Origin of the sequence: Erwinia aphidicola, from assembly GCF_024169515.1 — a bacterium.
Lineage (GTDB): Bacteria > Pseudomonadota > Gammaproteobacteria > Enterobacterales > Enterobacteriaceae > Erwinia > Erwinia aphidicola.
The window spans coordinates 2925295-2941435 of the sequence record NZ_JAMKCQ010000001.1 but is presented as its reverse complement, the minus strand read 5'-3'; the positions used below and the strand labels follow the sequence as shown (position 1 = coordinate 2941435).

16 protein-coding genes and 1 other RNA gene are annotated in these 16141 nt (G+C 57.4%); 6 read left to right on the top strand and 11 right to left on the bottom strand.

Features of this window, described 5'->3' with window-relative positions:
* Window positions 1-20: 20 nt before the first annotated feature.
* On the top strand, window positions 21-239 hold the full coding sequence (gene hha, locus J2Y91_RS13675) for a hemolysin expression-modulating protein Hha (RefSeq protein WP_004156337.1): 219 nt from the start codon (window positions 21-23) through the stop codon (window positions 237-239).
* A gap of 64 nt (window positions 240-303) precedes the next feature.
* Here the strand turns inward: hha and ffs are convergent.
* Window positions 304-400: signal recognition particle sRNA small type (gene ffs, locus J2Y91_RS13670), an RNA gene on the bottom strand.
* A gap of 131 nt (window positions 401-531) precedes the next feature.
* Between ffs and J2Y91_RS13665 the strand changes: the two genes are divergently transcribed.
* Window positions 532-846, top strand: a complete 315-nt coding sequence (locus J2Y91_RS13665; protein WP_048916916.1) for an MGMT family protein — start codon at window positions 532-534, stop codon at window positions 844-846.
* A 37-nt stretch (window positions 847-883) separates the two neighbouring features.
* On the opposite strand, the gene J2Y91_RS13660 is transcribed toward J2Y91_RS13665, so the two are convergent.
* The gene (locus J2Y91_RS13660; protein ID WP_048916917.1) at window positions 884-1441 is read right to left on the bottom strand and encodes a YbaY family lipoprotein; all 558 of its coding nucleotides are present in this window, start codon (window positions 1439-1441) and stop codon (window positions 884-886) included.
* A 227-nt stretch (window positions 1442-1668) separates the two neighbouring features.
* On the opposite strand from J2Y91_RS13660, the gene tesB reads away from it, so the two are divergent.
* Window positions 1669-2529 (top strand): acyl-CoA thioesterase II, encoded by an 861-nt coding sequence (tesB, locus tag J2Y91_RS13655; protein ID WP_133624267.1) that lies wholly within the window; start codon window positions 1669-1671, stop codon window positions 2527-2529.
* A gap of 87 nt (window positions 2530-2616) precedes the next feature.
* On the opposite strand, the gene amtB is transcribed toward tesB, so the two are convergent.
* From amtB to J2Y91_RS13630, 5 genes are all read right to left on the bottom strand, one after another.
* Entirely contained in the window at window positions 2617-3918 is a 1302-nt protein-coding gene (gene amtB / locus J2Y91_RS13650; RefSeq protein WP_099754781.1) for an ammonium transporter AmtB, read from the bottom strand.
* A gap of 19 nt (window positions 3919-3937) precedes the next feature.
* The gene (glnK, locus tag J2Y91_RS13645; protein WP_007886947.1) at window positions 3938-4276 is read right to left on the bottom strand and encodes a P-II family nitrogen regulator; all 339 of its coding nucleotides are present in this window, start codon (window positions 4274-4276) and stop codon (window positions 3938-3940) included.
* A 269-nt stretch (window positions 4277-4545) separates the two neighbouring features.
* Window positions 4546-6309: a SmdB family multidrug efflux ABC transporter permease/ATP-binding protein gene (locus J2Y91_RS13640; RefSeq protein WP_133624268.1), complete on the bottom strand. Its 1764-nt coding sequence runs from the start codon at window positions 6307-6309 to the stop codon at window positions 4546-4548.
* Complete coding sequence (locus J2Y91_RS13635) at window positions 6302-8071, bottom strand: SmdA family multidrug ABC transporter permease/ATP-binding protein (protein WP_048916921.1); 1770 nt, start codon at window positions 8069-8071, stop codon at window positions 6302-6304. Before J2Y91_RS13635 ends, J2Y91_RS13640 begins: the two co-directional genes overlap by 8 nt.
* 46 nt (window positions 8072-8117) lie before the next feature.
* The gene (locus tag J2Y91_RS13630; protein ID WP_099754779.1) at window positions 8118-8591 is read right to left on the bottom strand and encodes an Lrp/AsnC family transcriptional regulator; all 474 of its coding nucleotides are present in this window, start codon (window positions 8589-8591) and stop codon (window positions 8118-8120) included.
* 105 nt (window positions 8592-8696) lie between these two features.
* Here J2Y91_RS13630 and J2Y91_RS13625 point away from each other — a divergent pair, with 105 nt between their 5' ends.
* Window positions 8697-9626, top strand: a complete 930-nt coding sequence (locus J2Y91_RS13625) for a DMT family transporter (protein WP_472776627.1) — start codon at window positions 8697-8699, stop codon at window positions 9624-9626.
* 48 nt (window positions 9627-9674) lie between these two features.
* On the opposite strand, the gene cof is transcribed toward J2Y91_RS13625, so the two are convergent.
* The gene (cof, locus tag J2Y91_RS13620; RefSeq protein WP_253539514.1) at window positions 9675-10493 is read right to left on the bottom strand and encodes an HMP-PP phosphatase; all 819 of its coding nucleotides are present in this window, start codon (window positions 10491-10493) and stop codon (window positions 9675-9677) included.
* Between the two features lie 103 nt (window positions 10494-10596).
* Between cof and J2Y91_RS13615 the strand changes: the two genes are divergently transcribed.
* Together J2Y91_RS13615 and queC are read left to right on the top strand one after the other, a co-directional pair.
* On the top strand, window positions 10597-12297 hold the full coding sequence (locus J2Y91_RS13615) for an SgrR family transcriptional regulator (protein WP_133624271.1): 1701 nt from the start codon (window positions 10597-10599) through the stop codon (window positions 12295-12297).
* Between the two features lie 65 nt (window positions 12298-12362).
* Complete coding sequence (gene queC, locus J2Y91_RS13610; protein WP_253538598.1) at window positions 12363-13058, top strand: 7-cyano-7-deazaguanine synthase QueC; 696 nt, start codon at window positions 12363-12365, stop codon at window positions 13056-13058.
* A 92-nt stretch (window positions 13059-13150) separates the two neighbouring features.
* Here queC and J2Y91_RS13605 read toward each other — a convergent pair whose 3' ends face one another.
* The 3 genes from J2Y91_RS13605 to ppiD all read right to left on the bottom strand — a co-directional run bounded on the left by J2Y91_RS13605 (window position 13151) and on the right by ppiD (window position 16005).
* Complete coding sequence (locus J2Y91_RS13605) at window positions 13151-13552, bottom strand: acyl-CoA thioesterase (RefSeq protein ID WP_048916927.1); 402 nt, start codon at window positions 13550-13552, stop codon at window positions 13151-13153.
* 102 nt (window positions 13553-13654) lie between these two features.
* Complete coding sequence (locus J2Y91_RS13600; RefSeq protein ID WP_253538596.1) at window positions 13655-13993, bottom strand: ComEA family DNA-binding protein; 339 nt, start codon at window positions 13991-13993, stop codon at window positions 13655-13657.
* A gap of 140 nt (window positions 13994-14133) precedes the next feature.
* The gene (ppiD, locus tag J2Y91_RS13595) at window positions 14134-16005 is read right to left on the bottom strand and encodes a peptidylprolyl isomerase (protein ID WP_253538593.1); all 1872 of its coding nucleotides are present in this window, start codon (window positions 16003-16005) and stop codon (window positions 14134-14136) included.
* Window positions 16006-16141 lie beyond the last annotated feature (136 nt).

Genomic DNA, 16141 nt, shown 5'->3' with positions numbered 1-16141 from the left:
TACTCATTTACGGTTTAATAATGACAGACAAACTTTTAACAAAAACTGATTATCTGATGCGCCTCAGACGCTGTCGTTCCATCGACACGCTTGAGCGCGTCATCGAAAAGAACAAGTACGAATTATCTGATGATGAACTGGCTGTATTCTATTCCGCTGCCGATCATCGTCTGGCCGAACTGACAATGAATAAGCTTTATGACAAAGTGCCCGTTGCAGTATGGAAGTTTGTTCGCTAACTAATGATGTGTGATTTGCAATGAATGAAGTCGTGAGGGCTGGTGAGGCAGAATTGGGTGGGGGCCCTGCCAGCTACATCCCGGCACACGCGTCATCTGTTACGGCTGCTTCCTTCCGGACCTGACCGAGTTCACAAATTAGCATTGCGGGAGAACCAACCGGGCCCCCATTGAGTGCCCTGGGTAACCAGAGCGCAGGCATTATCAATGATGCCCCCGGCAATTGCAAGCCGCCCCCTGGTGACCGTTGGTTTCTTGCACGATCTGCAGATTATTTCCTCGCTATAGGCTTATGACCATCGAACAGGACAGTTTTCAACAGCGTATTTATCAAATCGTTGCCGCGATCCCTTATGGCAGCGTCACCACCTATGGCGAAGTGGCCCGGCTGGCCGGTTCATCGCGCGCGGCGCGTCAGGTTGGCGGCGTACTGAAGCGCCTGCCTGAAGGCAGCAAACTGCCGTGGCACCGGGTGATTAATCGTAAAGGTGAAATTTCGCTGACGGGTGACGATCTCAGCAGACAGCGTAAAGCACTGCAGGCGGAAGGGATTGAGGTATCGCGCGAGGGGAAAATCGACCTGGTGAAGTATCGCTGGCACTGGTAATGCAATTGTCGGGCGCGGATGCCGCGCCCGACAAACGTTACATCGACGTTGGCGCAGGAACGGCGCCTGATGGCGTAACCAGGGTAGGCGAAGTGGAAGGCACGGTTGCTGGTGCCCCACTGGTGGTTGGCATCGCCATTTCAGGGACAGGCACCAGCGTCAGGTCCTGACGCGTTCCGCCCGTGGTGACCACCTGTTTCACCGTATCGGTGATAAACATCAGTTTGCCATCCACGCTGACCGCCGCACTCAGCAGAATGCGTGCTTTTGGCTGGATATCCGCCGGGTTAAACGGCAGGGTAAACTGGAACGGCGCCTGCTTACCTTCCGTGCGCACCACGCGCTGCGCCAGCACTTTAGACGGTGCATCAGCCAGCGAAGCATCGGACAGCGTCACGGTCAGCACCGCATCCGGTGGCAGCGCCACTTTCTGACGGATCCACACGGTCCCGCTCACGTTCGGTTGCCTAATCACCCCCTGCTGACCTTCTACCTGCGATCCCAGCGTTGGGGTCGGCACATCTTTGCTTTTGTCAGCACACCCTGTAATTACCACAGCCAGAGCCGCGCCACTTAATACATGCCAGATTTTCATTGATAACTTCTCCTTCCAATGAATGATTACGACAGCCAAATTACCGCGAAGAGGCAGAGCTTTCCTGCCTGCGTAAGCTTAATTCTGGCACAACTTACTGATTTTTTCCTGGAAGCGCCGATTTTTGCGCATTTCCCCCTGGCGCCACAGATTGCAAAAACAGTCATTGACGGTAACTGGTCGGATTTCGCAAACTGAGGGCTGAAATATTACTGAGGATGCGTTTTATGAGCCAGGCGCTGCAAAATTTACTGAATCTGCTGGATCTGGAAACCCTGGAAGAGGGGCTGTTTCGCGGGCAGAGTGAAGATCTGGGGCTACGCCAGGTATTTGGTGGCCAGGTGGTGGGCCAGGCGCTGTATGCCGCAAAACAGACGGTGCCACAGGAACGCATTATCCATTCGTTTCACAGCTACTTTCTGCGCCCGGGCGACAGCCAGAAAGCGATTATCTACGACGTGGAGAACCTGCGCGACGGCCAGAGCTTTAGCGCCCGCCGGGTAAAAGCCGTACAGAACGGTAAACCGATCTTTTACATGACCGCCTCTTTCCAGGGCCCGGAAACCGGTTTCGAGCATCAGAAAACCATGCCGCAGGTTGTCGGCCCGGATTCTCTGCCGTCCGAGCGGCAGATTGCCCAGCAGCTGGCGCAGTATATTCCAGAAAAGGCGCGCGATAAGTTCCTCGCGGAGAAGCCTTTTGAAATCCGTCCGGTGGAGTTTCATAACCCGTTAAAGGGCCATACCAGCAACCCGGTGCGCTATACCTGGCTGCGCGCGAACGGCATCATGCCGGCTGACAAGCGTATTCATCAGTATCTGCTCGGCTATGCTTCCGATTTCAACTTCCTGCCGGTTTCGCTACAGCCGCACGGTAAAGGCTTCCTGGAGCCGGGCATGCAGGTGGCGACGATTGACCACTCCATGTGGTTCCACCGCCCTTTCGATCTCAATGACTGGTTACTTTACAGCGTGGAGAGTACCTCAGCCTCCAGCGCGCGTGGATTTGTGCGCGGTGAATTCTGGAACCAGCAGGGCGTCCTGGTTGCCTCAACGGTGCAGGAAGGGGTGATCCGTCAGCGTTCTTAATCATCAGCCATAAAAAAGCGGGCCTGAAATGGCCCGCTTTGTCATTGTTTTTAGCGCACTACTTTTCTTATCAGTGTCAGCTTCAGCTTAGTTGTTGTAAGCATTCTCGCCGTGGCTGTTGACGTCCAGACCTTCACGCTCCTGATCTTCCGGTACACGCAGGCCAACAATCATATCCGCCACTTTAAATCCGATGAAGGCAACAACAGCAGTCCAGACAATGGTCAGGCCGACGCTGAACAGCTGTACCCAGACCTGATGGCCCATGGTTACGCCCTCTGCATAACCCACGCCACCCAGTGAAGAGGAGGCAAAGATGCCGGTCATAATGCAGCCAACGATGCCGCACACGCCGTGCACGCCGAATACGTCACAAGGGTCATCAACGCGCAGCCATTTTTTCAGTGACGTCACGCCCCACAGGCCTGCAAGCCCACCGACAAGGCCGATGATCAGCGCACCACCCACCCCCACGTAACCGCAGGCTGGGGTAATAGCGACCAGACCGGCAATCACACCTGAGCTCACGCCCAGCAGAGAAGGTTTGCCGCGCAGCGCCCACTCACCGAAGGTCCAGGTCAGCATTGCCCCCGCCGTGGCGATCACGGTGTTGAGGAAGGCCAGACCGGCGATTTCGTTAGCCGCACTGGCAGAGCCGGCGTTGAAGCCGAACCAGCCGAAGTACAGAATCGCAGTACCGGTAAACACCATCGGCAGGTTGTGCGGTTTGAACGATTCTTTACCGAAACCGGCACGTTTACCCACCAGGTAAGCCCCCACCAGGCCAGCAACGGCGGCGTTGATGTGGACAACGGTACCGCCCGCGAAGTCCAGCGCGCCATCCTGAGCCAGGAAACCGCCCGCCCATACCATATGTGCGATAGGCAGGTAGGCAAAGGTCAGCCAGATAACCACGAAGATCAGCACCGCAGAGAAGCGGATACGTTCAGCAATAGCGCCGACGATCAGACCCACGGTGATACAGGCGAAGGAGGCCTGGAACGCGACGTGGATATACTGATAGAAAGAGCCCATCAGCGCGGTCGGTGCGATATTTTTCAGCATCGCCCAGTTAAAGCTACCAAAGAAGGCGTTACCTTCGCTGAAGGCCAGCGAGTAACCGTAAACCATCCACAGTACGCATACCATCGCGAAGGTCATCGCGACCTGGGTCAGCATCGACAGCACGTTCTTGGCGCGGATCAGGCCGCCGTAGAACAGCGCAATACCCGGGATCGTCATAAACAGCACCAGCGCGGTGCAGATCATCATAAAAGCGTTATCGGCTTTATCAGCTACCGCAGGCGCGGCTGCCATGGCCAGCGACGGTAAAAGAGTCACGCCGGCGAGGCCAAACTTAGCGAGTTTTTTCATTTTATCCCATCCCATCACAATTCTTAGCCCCGAATTACAGTGCTGCTTCGTCAGTTTCACCGGTGCGAATACGGATGACACGCTGCAATTCTGCAACGAAGATCTTCCCGTCACCAATTTTGCCGGTATAAGCGGCTTTGCTAATCACATCAACCACTTCATCCAGCTGGTCATCTGCAATCGCAATATCGATTTTTACTTTTGGCAGGAAGTTCACGCTGTATTCAGCACCGCGATACAATTCTGCATGCCCTTTCTGGCGGCCAAAGCCTTTGACTTCAGTCACAGTCAGGCCCTGAATGCCGATAGACGACAGCGCTTCACGCACGTCTTCCAGTTTGAACGGTTTGATTACCACGGTAACCAGCTTCATACGATCCCCTCCAGGTATAAAAACGGTTGTTTTGCCGACACGAAATCTATTAAGCAAACGCTGTGCCATAGTTCAAAAATCTGAATTTTTCAGACGATTAGTCAGTGCTGGTCTGAGTCGCGACTGGGAGGAAGATCGCCGGGAAAATCACGGTACGGGATTGAGCACAAAAAAAACGCACCATTACGGTGCGTTGTGCGTTAGTGCAGTGCATTGGAGGGGATGCAGGCCGTTATTCGCCTGCATTTGGTGCAGCGCAGCGGCGCAGATTACTGATTTTCCGCCGCAGCCAGCTCTTCACCTGCCAGCTGTAGCTGGTACATTTGCCAGTAGCGCCCGCGTGCGGCCAGCAGTTGCTGATGGCTGCCGCGCTCGACTGCCTGCCCACGGTGCAACACCATAATGGTATCGGCTTCGGTGATGGTTGAGAGGCGGTGCGCAATCACCACCAGCGTGGTACGTTCGCGCACGGCGCGCAGCGCCTTCTGAATCGCCTGCTCGGTACCGGAGTCGATGTTCGCAGTGGCCTCATCCAGAATCAGGATCTGCGGCGTGGCAACCAGCACGCGCGCCATCGCCAGCAGCTGCTTCTGACCGACGGAGAGGTTATTACCCTGCTCCCCCAGCCGGGTATAAATGCCATCGCTCATTTCACGCGCCAGCCCGGCCAGCTGCACCGTTTCCAGCGCCTGCCATACCGCATCCTCACTGACATCCCTTCCTAAGGTGACGTTGGCAAAGAAGGTATCGGCCAGCACCACCGGATCCTGCTGTACCATCGCCACGCTGTCGCGCAGGGCGGCATGGCTGAGCGTCGGTAGCGAGCGTCCGTCCAGCAGGATCTCCCCCTTGCTCAGCGGGTAGTAGCCCATCAGCAGGTTCGCCAGCGTGCTTTTGCCGCTGCCGGTGTGCCCGACCAGGGCAACAAAATTACGCGATGGCACCGAGAGATTGATATCGCTCAGCACCGGGCGCCCTTCACGATAGGCAAAGGTCAGGTCACGGATCTCAATACTGCCGCTTTGCAGCGGCTGAACATCCTCACCATAGGGCTGGCGCGGTGCATCCATCAGTTCGAAAATCCGCTCGCCGGCCACCACCGCCTGCTGCAGCATCGACTGCTGAGTGGTGAGTTCGATCAGCGGTTCATTTAAGCGCCCGAGGTAGTTGATAAAGGCGTAGAGCACGCCGACCTCGATAGAACCGACCGAGGAAAAGCCAAACAGCAGCATCAGCCCACAGAGGATCAGCGCGGAAAACAGGCTGAGCAGCGGCCGCAGCAGGAAGCCGTCGAGCCGCAGGGTCTGCATGCGCGCCAGATAGTGCGAATGGCTGGAATCCCGCATGCGTTCGCCAAAGCGTGCCTGCTGACGGAACTGCTGGATCACGCTCATGCCGTTGATCACTTCGTTGAAGCCGTTATTAATCTCCGCCAGATAACTGCGCACCCGGCGTACAATCGGCGTGCTGTAACGCTGGTAGATCAGCATGACAACAATCACCGCCGGGAAGATGGCAATCGCAATCAGCGCCATGCGCCAGTCGAGGCTAAACATCGCCACCAGCATGGCACCCACCAGCGCCGCACTGCGCAGCACGGTCGCCACCACGGTGACGTAGAGGTCACGCACCACTTCGGTGTCATTGGTGACGCGTGAAATAATCTGGCCTACCGGCTGGGTATCGAAGGCGCTCAGCGGCTGACGCAGCGCCGCATCCATCACGTCGGTGCGCAGGCGCTGGACAACGCCAACGGCGGCCTGGTTGAACAGCAGCGCCTGCCAATAGTGCAGTCCGGCGGCCAGCAGTTGCAGCAGCAGAAAACTGACCACCAGCCCGACAGCGATCCCGACCGGCATATGATGTTTTGCCACCATATTGTCGATGAAATAGCTGACCAGCACCGGTCCGAGCACTTCTGCCGCCGCCGCAATCCACAGCATCACTACGGCCATGCCGAGGGATTTGCGCCACGGGCTGCCGTAGGAGAGCAGCCGTTTAATTGTCGGCCACTGATGGGTTACTCTAGCCATGCGGCACTCCCTGTTCGATCTCGTCGTCATCCAGCGCCGCTTCCAGCTGCTGATAGCGGTACATATCGCGATACCAGCCCGGGCTGCTGGCGAGCTGTTCATGATTGCCGCGCTGAGCCACTACGCCGTGCTGCAGCACCAGGATTTCACTGGCCTCAGTCAGCGCAGACAGACGATGAGCACTAATGATCACCGTGCGCCCTTCTCCCCAGCGCCGCAAATTATGCAGAATTTGATGTTCAGTACGGCCATCGACCGCTGACAGGGCATCATCCAGAATCAGGATCTCAGCATTCATCAGCAGCGCCCGGGCGATGGAGATACGCTGTTTTTGCCCGCCGGAGAGCATCACGCCACGCTCACCGACTTCGGTTTCATAACCTTCCGGAAGGCGCAGAATATCGTCATGGACAAACGCCAGCTGTGCAGCCTGTTCAATCTCGCTCTGCGTCGCACCCGGGCGGCCAAGGGCAATATTGTTGGCGACGCTGTCAGAAAACAGGAAAGGCGTTTGGCTGACTACCGCCAGACGGCTGCGCCAGCTGTCCAGCCGCAGCTGCGGCAGCGGGATAGCGTGGTAGCGAATATCCCCCTGATCGATATCAAAGTGGCGCTGTACCAGACTCAGCAACGTGCTTTTTCCCGAGCCGGTCGGGCCACATAATCCGAGCATCTGCCCCGGTTTGATATTGACGTTGAGGTTGCGAAGCGAGGGCTGCTGCGCCCCCGGATAGCAAAACTCGCGCACCGCGATTTGCAGCAGGCCCCGCCCTTCCGGCACCTGCTTGCTGCCGTCGGTGACCGCGGGCGCTTCCGCCAGCAGCGACTGAATGCGGCTCCAGGCCGCGCTACCGCGCTCGACGATATTAAACATCCACGCCAGTGCCAGCATGGGCCAGATCATCAGCCCAAGGTACATAACAAAACTGGTCAGCTGGCCGAGGGTCAGCGTGCCGTGCCACACCATCCAGCTACCCCCGCCGATCGCCAGCAGGTTAGAGAGCCCGATGGCGATATAGATGGTTGGGTCAAAACGCGCATCAACGCGCGCCACGCGCAGGTTTTTTTCGCCGGTGTCTTTGGCGATAGCAGCAAACTGCCCGGACTGGTGATCTTCCAGACCAAAAGCTTTGATCATGCGAATGCTGGTCAGGCTCTCCTGCGTCTGATCGTTGAGCGAGGAGAACGCCGCCTGCGCCAGTTTGAAGCGCTGATGGAGTTGGTCGCCATAGCGCTTGATCACCAACGCCATCACCGGCATCGGCAGCAGTGCCAGCAGCGTCAGCTGCCAGCTGATCTGAGTACTCATGACGATCAGCACCGCCAGCCCCATCACCAGCGAATCGACCAGCGTCAGCACGCCTTCACCCGCCGCAAATACCACGCGGTCCACATCGTTGGTGGCGCGGGCAATCAGGTCACCGGTGCGGTGGCGCAGGTAAAAGCCGGGATGCTGGCGGCTGAGCTGGCGGTAGAAATCTTCGCGCAGCTCCACGGCCAGCTGGTAAGAGGCGCCAAACAGCAGCACGCGCCAGACATAGCGCAGTAAATAGACCACCACGGCGGTGAGCAGCATCGCCCCCACCCACAGCAGGAGCTGAGCGCTGCTCATACCGTCACGGCTGACGCCATCAACGATTTTTCCCACCACGTGCGGCGGCAGCAGTTGCAGTAAGGCAATCACGATCAGCAGCAGAACCGCGCCGAGATAGCGGCGCCATTCGCGCAGAAAATACCAGCTTAATTGGCTAAAAAGTCGCACAAAAACATCCTGATCATCGATCGAAGAGAGAGAGCGGTCAGCCTCACTATGGGGCAACCGGCAATGCGGTAGTGTATTTTATCTCTTCCATGGCAAAACTCGAAGTGACATCGATCAGCCCCGGGACGCCGTTCACCAGGCGCTTATAAAAGCCGTCGTAGCTTTTCATATCTGCGACCTGAACGCGCAGCAGATAGTCATACTCCCCGGCCATACGGTAAAAGCCCATCACTTCCGGCATCGCCTGCACCAGCTCGACAAACTGCTGAAACCAGCTGCTGCTGTGCTGCTGAGTTTTGATTAATACGAAGGCGGTGAGACCAAGGCCGAGTTTCTCACCATCCAGCAGCGCGACCCGGCCGCGAATATAGCCTTCATCCTCCAGCCTTTTCAAGCGCTTCCAGCAGGGGGTGGTGGTCAGGCTGACGGCATCGGCCAGCGCCTGCAAAGAGAGTGTGCAATCTCGCTGCAGCAGATCTAGCAGCATTCTGTCTTTTTTATCCAGCGGATTTGGGAGCAAAATTTTCTCTCAGAGATAAGAAAGGGAGTATAATTATAGCAACCTTTTCCCCAGGCGTTTAGTTAATCTGGTCCCCTACTATTACAATCTTCAGGGATGACTAAAATGAACGCTAATCGTTACCATAATCTACTGATTATCGGCCTGTTTACGGCTGTTGCTCTGACCTGGGGCACAACGTGGATGGCGATGAAAATTACCGTGGCGACCGTGCCGCCGATTTTCGCTACCGGGCTGCGCTTTCTCTGCGCTGCACCGCTACTGCTGCTGCTGGCGCGTTATAAAAAGGTGCCACTGCTGTTTCCCCGCGGTCAGCGTGGCTTCCAGCTCTGCGTGATGCTGTTCTATTTTGCCATCCCTTTTACGCTGATGATTTACGGTGAGCGCTACACCTCGTCGAGCCTCGCAGCCATTATCTTTGCCACCATGCCTGCTGCCGTGCTGGCCGCTTCAATCCTGTTTTTACGTGAAAAGACCACGCTGCAGCAGCTGCTGGGGTTGGCTATCAGTATCGGCGCACTGAGCACTATTTTATGGCATGAAACTCGCGCCAGCGGCGACAGCCAGTGGCAGGGCGTGGCCGCGCTGGTGGCCGCCGTGGTGATCCATGCGCTGATGTACGTGCAGTGCAAAAAACGCTGCTCGGGCATCTCGGTACTGAGCTATAACGCGCTGCCCTGCCTGGGTGCGGGCGTGCTTCTGACGCTGGCTGGCCTGCTGGAAGCGCCGGATTATCACAGCTTTGCCCCGCAGGCGCTGCTGTCTATTGCTTATCTCGGCGTGGTGGCGGGGGTGGGCGGTATTCTGGCGTACTTCGCGTTGCAGCAGGCGGCAAAGCCGTTTCAGGCCTCGCTGGTGTTCCTCGTGTTCCCGCTGATTGCCGTGGCGCTGGAGAGTGCGCTAAGCGGAAACAGCATCAGCCGCGAATCGCTGTGGCTGCTGCTGCCCTTCCTGCTGGGGATTTTGCTGACGCTGTACCGTGGCGCGCGTGCTCGCCAGGCCATTGTGGTGGCAGAGCGTGCTGCACGCCACTAAATAAAAAAAGCCGGACATCCTGTCCGGCACACTGGATAACGGGCCTCATTATTCGGGGGAATAGCCGAGGTGTGGTGTGTTCAGCCAGTGATTCAGGTAATGAGACACGCCCTGTGTCGCACAGTCTCCAATGATCGGCAGCTGGGGCAGCAACGCTTTCAGCTGCTCCATCGCATTACGCATAATAAAGCCGTGACCCACGCTGCCCAGCATCTCCAGGTCATTCATCGCATCGCCAAACGCCATACACTCCGTCATCTCCACCCCCAGCTGTGCGGACAGGCGAGCCAGTGCGGCGCCTTTGTTGCAGCTGAGCGGCAGCACTTCCAGACAGTCGCGCGCCGAAAAACAGAGATGGACGCGGTCGCCAAGCGCTTCGCGCAGCTGAATCTGCAGCTGGCATAGCGCCTGATAATCAGCGATAAAGCAGACTTTCGTCACCTGATGCGCGGGGATCCGGCGCAGATCGGTGAGCTGATAACCAAAACCACTCAGCTGATGCGCCCGCAGGATCTCCGGCACGTCGTACTGCGTGAACCAGCCATTATCGTTAAATACGTGCAGGCTGGCGCGCGTCTCCCAGTGGCTGTGAAGCACCTGCCAGGCAGCATCGGGCGGAAGATCGCAGGCGTACAAAGGGTTACCCCGCGGGTCGTGAATGCGGGTGCCGTTGCCGCTGATCAGATACGCCGGCAGATCGTACTGCTGCATCAGCGGCTGCATCTCAAGAAAATGGCGTCCTGTGGCAAACGTGAGCTCAACCGGATGCGAGCGCAGCGCCCGCAGGCTTTGCAGGGTCTGCTCACCCAGTTTGTGGTCTGGCAGCAGCAGCGTACCGTCCATATCAAAAGCAGCAAGGCGCACCATTTTCTCTCCAAGTGGTCGATTTTTCATCTACCAGGAGTATCCCCTGGTATTTGCGGAACTAATAGTGAATACTTTTTAAAAATTGTTCCGGGTTTGGGGCCAGATGCGACAGCTCAATCGATTGAACCAGTACCAAAGGCTCTGGCAGCACAGCGCCGGGCAGCCGCAGTCCACCAGCGTAAGCGAAATTGGCAGCCGCTGTTTTTGCAGCGAGCGCCATGCCCGAACCCTGTTACGCCAGTGGCAGCAGAGTGGCTGGCTGGACTGGCAGGCCAGTTCAGGGCGCGGCAAGCGCGGCACGCTGATTTTTCTGCAGTCCCCCGCCGCGTTACGCAGCGATCTGATGCTGCAACAGCTGGATAACGGCCAGCCGCAGCATGCGCTGCAAATGGTGGCGCTGGCGCCGGAACAGCTTAGCCAATTACTGCAGCCCTTTATGGGCGGCCAGTGGCAAAATAACCAGCCAACGCTGCGTATTCCCTACTATCGTCCGCTCGATTCGCTGCGCCCCATGCAGCAGGCCGGGCGCGCAGAGCAGCATCTGGCCCAGCAGGTGTTTGCCGGGCTGAGCCGCCTGGCGGGTGATGAGGCCATTCCCGACCTCGCCCATCACTGGCAGGTGAGCGATGATGGGCTAAGCTGGTATTTCTTTTTACGCCCGCAGCTACGCTGGCATCACGGTGAAGCCGTCAGCGCCGGACAGCTACAGCAGCGCCTGCAGGCTATCGTCGCCAGTCAGGTCGGCCAGCAGCTACTCCCGGCGGTAAAAACCGTCTGCGCCGCGCACCGGCTCTGCCTGCGGATTGATTTACTGCGGCCAGACTGCTGGCTGGCACATCGCCTCGCCAGCGTTCACTGCCTGCTGCCCCATCCGGACAATCCGGATATCGGCTGCGGCCCCTGGCGCGTGATGATCAACACACCCGCACTGCTGCGCCTGGAAAGCCACGGCTGGTATCACGCCGCGCACCCGCTGATGCAGGCCATAGAGTACTGGATAGCGCCGCAGCTCTTTGACCGTGAGCTCGGCACCAGCTGCCGTCATCCGGTGCAGATTGCCATTGGCACTCAGCACGAGCTGGCGCAGCTTCAGCCGGTCAGCCAGCGTATCAGCCTTGGCTTTTGCTATCTGGCGAGAGGCCAGCACAGCCCGCTGTCGGCCGCGCAGGCGCAGCAAATTATGGCGCTGGTACATCAGCCTGAAGTGATTGAACAGCTGCCGCTGGAAGAGGGATTAATTACGCCGAGCCGGGAAATGCTGCCGGGCTGGCAGATCCCCGACTGGCAGCCGCAGGCGCAGCTCTCTCTGCCTGCGCACCTTAGCCTGCACTACCATCTGCCGGTTGAACTGCATGCGATGGCGGAAAAATTACGTCAGCTGCTGGCGCTGCATGGCTGTGAGCTGACGCTCTGTTTCCATGCGGCAAAGAACTGGCAGGATTATCCGTCGCTGGGCCAGGCCGACCTGGTGATGGGCGACCGTCTGATTGGCGAAGCGCCGGTGTTTACCCTGGAAAGCTGGCTGCGGCTCGATCCGCTCTGGCCGGAGATGCTTGGCCAGCAGCGCTGGCAACGCCTGCTGCGCCAGCTTGACCATTTACAGCAGCATACTGAACTGACTCAGCGACACGCCGGGCTGCAGGCGCTGTTCCAGCAGCTGATGAGCGATGCCATCATCACCCCCCTGTTTAACTACCGCTATCAGGTCAGTGCCCCGCCGGACGTGGAGGGTATTCACCTGAATGCCTGGGGCTGGTTCGATTTCTCCCGTGCGTGGATCCCGCCTCCGGTTGCTATCTCCTGAGCAGTGCTGTTTTTATTGCGCATCAGGCAGTACCATAGCCGGCAGCAAATTATGAGGAAAAGATAATGAAACGTGCAGTGGTGGTATTCAGCGGTGGGCAGGACTCAACGACCTGCCTGATTCAGGCTTTGCAGCAGTATGATGAAGTGCACTGCATTACCTTTGATTATGGCCAGCGCCACCGTGCGGAAATCGACATTGCCGGCGAACTGTCGCAAGCGCTGGGCGCAAGGGCGCACAAAGTGCTGGATGTCACCATGCTCAACGAGCTGGCAGTCAGCAGCCTGACGCGCGACAACATTCCGGTACCGACTTACGACCCTGAAGCCAGCGGCTTGCCAAGTACCTTTGTTCCGGGCCGTAATATTCTGTTCCTGACGCTCGCCTCAATTTACGCTTACCAGATCGAAGCGGAAGCGGTGATCGCCGGCGTATGCGAAACCGATTTCTCGGGCTATCCGGACTGCCGCGATGAGTTTGTTAAAGCGTTGAATCATGCCGTGGCGCTGGGAATGGCGCGGGATGTCAGATTCGAAACCCCGCTGATGTGGCTGAATAAAGCCGAGACCTGGGCACTGGCCGACTACTGGCAGCAGCTGGCGCTGGTGCGTGACCATACGCTGACCTGCTATAACGGCATTAAGGGCAGCGGCTGCGGTGACTGTGCCGCCTGCCACCTGCGCGCCAACGGGCTGCAGGAGTACCAGCAAAATCCATCAGCGGTGATGCAGGCGATGAAGACAAAAACCGGACTTCAGTGACTAAAACCAGGGCGAGGCATGCTTAAAATCACGGCGAGGCTCGCCCAGGGCGAGGCATGCCTCGCCCCTACGGGTAGGTTAGTGATATTCAGTCAAGCTAGCATACTTTCGAGGTGGGCTTTCAGTTCCCCTTCCAGCGGCAGCGCTTTCTGGCTGTGCAGATCGATACAGACAAAGGTCAGCTGGGCATCAGCCACCTCAGTGCCATCGCCATCCAGCGTAATGCGCTGAGCAATCACTCCGCTTTTGCCTCCCAGCTTCAGCAGCTGACTGTCGATATTCAGCACATCGCCCATCACCGCCGGGCGGCGATAGTTAATGTTAATATTTACCACCACAAACGCCAGATTTCTCTGCGTCATCCACTGAAAGGCGCTTAGCTGTTCAAACCACGCCCAGCGCGCTTCTTCGAGGAATTCCAGGTAGCGGGCATTGTTCACATGTTGATAGATATCCAGATGGTAGCCGCGTACTTTAATGGTGGTGGTTGTCACGATAATCTCCCGATAAAAAAGGCCATACCAACTGGTATGACCTCTGAGATTAGCAGCCAGGCTGCATTTGTAGCAGGTCGAATTAAAGACTCTGGATGCGGATCACAATTTAATATGTGACAGATTCCTTTCCACCAGCGTGTTGCCCATCCCCGGCACCTCTTTCAGCTGATCCAACTGAGTAAAGGGACCGTACTTCTCGCGGTAGCTAACAATCGACTCCGCCTTTTTCAAGCCGACGCCGTTCAGCGCTGCCGCCAGCTCCTGCGCGCTGGCGCTGTTAATGCTTACCTGCCCGGCGCTTTCCGCGCTGCCTTTATCACGCGGCGCCGTTTTGACCTCGGCGACCGCCTCTTTCGGTGCCGCAGCGCTGACCGCGACAGGTAGCGTGGTGCCGATAGCCAGGGCCAGCGAGAGTACCTGTAAAGTACGATTAAACATGCTGTTTTCCTCCATGTGTTTGACAGCACCGCCACCCTACTCCCGCGCCGTCACCCCGACAAACAGCCGATCCCAGAAATGGAAAAGGCCGCATAAGCGGCCTTTGGGTGTTGCAGTAAGTTGCAGTGAATTTGCGAGGCTTATTGCGCCTGCGCTGCTGCACCGTACTTGATCTTGGCTTCTTTGCGCAGGTTGCTCAGCAATGCAGCGAAGGCCAGCTGGGCATTGTTCTGGGTGATACCCTGAACCATGGCCTGCTTCTGCGCCTCCGGCATGTTGCCGCTCTGCACTTTGTCCAGCGCCAGCAGTACGACGTTGCCCTGAGCATCTTCACTGATGCCGTACGACGGCTTGTCTGCGGCTGGCAGTGGCAGCGTGAATGCCGCCTGTGACAGTGCATCCTGACCGGTACGTGCCAGCGTCTGCTGAGCACCGAAGGTCAGACCGGCCGCTTTCAGCGCTTCATCGCCCTTACCTGCTTTCAGCTCGGCCAGCAGTTTCTCTGCCTGAGCTTTCGCCTGCTGCTGAGCTTTCTGCTGCTTCAGCGCAGCGGTGATCTGCGCGCTGACCTCAGCCAGTGGTTTTTCCGCTTCCGGTTTGTGCTCGCTGATGCGCAGTACGAAGGCACGGTCACCATCGACGGTAATAATGTCAGAGTTACTGCCCAGAGCACCGCCCTGACCAACCAGACCGCCGTTGAAGATAGCATCCTGCACCGCTTTAAAATTCAGCTCGGCAGGCACGTTGTCGTGACCAAACCAGCTGGTTTCAACCGCTTTCACGCCCGCAACCTGCTCTGCGCTGGCCAGTGACTCATTGTCATTGCTGGCAGCATCGCTGACTTTGGTCTGCAGTTTGTAATAGGCATCGATGGCTTTTTCCTGCTTCACTTTCGCCGCGATGTCGTCGTGAACTTCAGACAGCGCTTTGATTTTTTGCGGCTGAATATCATCCAGACGGGCAATAATGAAGCCAACGGAAGATTTGATCACCTCAGACAGCTGGCCTTTCTCTTTCAGACCTGCGCCTTTCAGCTCGTCCGGCGTGGTATCCGGCTCAAGCCAGCCCATATCACCGCCGTTACGGGCAGAGATTGGGTCAGCGGATTTCTCTTTCGCCAGTGCGGCGAAGTCAGCGCCTTTTTTCAGCGCATCCAGTACCGACTGTGCTTCAGCTTCGGTTTTGGTCTGAATGATGCTGTAGCGCTCGCGCTGTGGCTGCGTGTAGTCCTGCTGATGTTGATCGTACCAGCTCTGGATATCCGCTTCGCTGACCGGCTGCTGCATGCTGGCTGCATCCAGCTTGATATAGCTGACGCGGAACTGCTCCGGCGACATAAACTCATTTTTATGCTGCTGGTAGTAGCTGTTAATCTCATCCGCGGTCACGTTCTGCTTCGCCGCCAGTGCATTGACGTTAATCGTCACTTCCCGCACCAGACGCTGCTGAGCGACCAGCGCTGCCAGCGAGTCTGCTTCGTTCCCCAGCACAAAATCTGTACCGGTAACGGACTGGATCAGCTGCTGGGTGGTTAGCTGCTTACGCAGCGCTTCCGCATACTGATCGGCGGAGAAGCCCAGGTTGCCGATCATGCCAAGGTATTTCGCATTATCAAACTTACCGTTGGTCTGGAAAGCGGGCTGAGTGAAGATTGCCTGTTTGATCTGGTCATCGCTAATCGCCAGGCCAATATCTTTCGCGTACTGGTCAAGCAGCTGCTCATCAATCAGCTGCGACAGTGCCTGCTGGCGGATCTGCTGCATGTAGCCTTCATTGCCTGCCAGCTGAGAGAACTGCTCGCCCAGCATCTGCTGCTGACGAGAACGTTCGCTGCTAAAAGCGCGCTCAAGCTGAGCACGGCTGATTTCCTGACCGTTCACTTTCGCGGCGTAATCACCGTTACCGCCCGTCAGATAACCGCCTACGCCGGTGAGGACGAAGGAAAGGATGATCAGACCCAGTAAAATTTTGAGCACGACATTGTTCGACGCCGCGCGTAAATTGTCCATCATGGTGTGACAACACTCCGCTGTAGTATGAATGTAAAACCCTGCGCTTATCATCCCTCCAGGGACGGACTACGCCGATGCGCTGCGGCAACTCAAAAACAACGTGGAGTTGCACTTTGTCGACAACCGCAGTGCGCGT